This window comes from Bradyrhizobium rifense (genome assembly GCF_008123425.1).
Taxonomy (GTDB): domain Bacteria; phylum Pseudomonadota; class Alphaproteobacteria; order Rhizobiales; family Xanthobacteraceae; genus Bradyrhizobium; species Bradyrhizobium rifense.
Map to the genome: position 1 here is coordinate 1 of NZ_VSSS01000107.1, position 1873 is coordinate 1873.

Annotated in this window: 2 protein-coding genes; both read right to left on the reverse strand. The window is 62.7% G+C overall.

The features are described 5' to 3' along the window. The coding region (locus FXB40_RS46235; RefSeq protein WP_148778907.1) for a sigma-54-dependent Fis family transcriptional regulator at nucleotides 1-1155 on the reverse strand (1155 nt) is incomplete at its 3' end. A 381-nt stretch (nucleotides 1156-1536) separates the two neighbouring features. Further along, nucleotides 1537-1873 (reverse strand): helix-turn-helix domain-containing protein (locus FXB40_RS46240; protein ID WP_187437595.1); only part of this gene is annotated, 337 nt, incomplete at its 5' end.

A 1873-nucleotide genomic window follows, 5' to 3' on the forward strand; every position in this document is an offset into this window, starting at 1 on the left:
GCGTCCGCTGGCGGCGTGGGCATGGCGGGCGAGCTGTTCCTTGCCGGTACCGGTCTCGCCGCGGATCAGGATCGGCATCTTGCGGGCTGCTGCGGTCTCGACCTGCCGCACGATCGCCTGCACCGCCGGATCGTTGGCGACGAAGCCGGTCACCGCCGGCTTGGGCGCCGCCGCAGCCCGCCGCGGCATCTCGGTCGAACGAAGGTCGGTTTGGCTGCTGCGATCCACAACTGCCGCACGCCGGCGCGCGTGCAGCAATATGATGGCACCAATGTCGGAGCTTTCGCTCCTTACGAGATCGAAGCTCGCGTTTGGAAGGATCTCCCTCAATTTGATTGGCCACTCGTCAAAGGGGATCGCCTTCAGAAATTGTGTTGGCGCAGCATCGCCAACAAAGTTGCGCTGACCCCTGACGACGCTCAGGGCATGCTCGGTCGCGTGGACGATCATGCCCCTGCGATCGAGCACGACGCAATCGTCGCTTGCCCACAGCGACCTCTTGGAGAGAAACTGACGCAGTAGATTTTCGTGATCCTGCCGGATCGACTGCGCCAACTCGCTTTCCACATGATGGCCCACGGAAACGGCCAGCGCGAGACTCTGCGGGTTGAAAGTGTTTGCTGGGCCTGAAATATCAACGATGCCCAGAAGTTCGCCGTCGGCGGGATCATGAATCGGAACGGCGGCGCAGGTCCATCGCTGAATTTCCGAGCAGAAATGCTCCGTGCCGCGAATCTGGACGGGCTTCGATTCCGCCATCGCGGCGCCGATCGCATTGGTGCCGATGTCGGATTCGCTCCATCGTCCGCCATGCTCCAGATGAACCGCGCGACCGGCGTCAATGACTCTGGCGTCTCCTTGCGTGTCAATGATCAACCCCGAGGGATCGGTCAAAATCATCATGGAGTTCGCATCGCTCAGGAATGTTCCGGAACTCTCGAGCGCGGAGCGTGCGGCGTGGCGCAACGAGGCGTACTTGGAACGGTGGCGATACAACTCGGCTTCCGGCACGAGCGGCGCCCTGGCGCGATCGATCGTGACCTGATGGTTTTTGGATCTCTGCCATGATGCAGCGACCGGCGATCTCAAACTCGCCGACAGGGCTCCGCGCTCGACGAAGTTTTCCCACGCCACCCGCACTTCTCGTTGGTCCATCCCGGCTCCTCCGAGGTGACGGCATCGGCGACCCGTGTCTAAGGAGGTCGCGCTATCGATCACCTTGATGTGGGTCGCATGTCAAAAGAACCGTCTCCATGATGCACAGGCGCACATCGACCGGAGTCCCGTCCACCCATTTTGGAGGGGCTATTCCAGGATCGAATTTCAAACATTGTCCGGCGCTCTCGTCACGATGATGACGGCGTCATCCGATCAAACCTATCCGCGTTTCACTTCCCAGATCAGCAGGCGTTTCTTTCGTGTCGCCTATTGGCGCAGTCTATACCGTCGTCTGCGTGCCGCAAGGGAGACCACGGCTACCAGGCCCATGTTCCGGTTGGGCCCGTGCGATCCGGAGGCCGGCGGGCGCTGCGATGGCTATGGACCGTCGCGGCGGCTTTGGCCGAGTGCCCGATAGACGGTATTTCGCGAGATGCCGAGGCGTCGTGCGGTTTCACTGATGTTGCCGGCGGTCTCGGAGTGGACGGCGAGGACGCGGGCGCGCTGGATGTCCTGCAGTGAACCGGAGGCCTTGTGCGGGGGCGGGCCAATCATGGCGCCGACCGCAGCCTCGTCGATGAAGCCATCGGTGGCGGCAAGGGTGAAGCGCGCCAACATGTTGCGCAGTTCGCGGATGTTGCCGGGCCAGGGCCGCGTGGCGAGGCTGGCGATGGTTGCCGAGGTGATTTCGCAATCCGGATCGATGGCGCCGAGC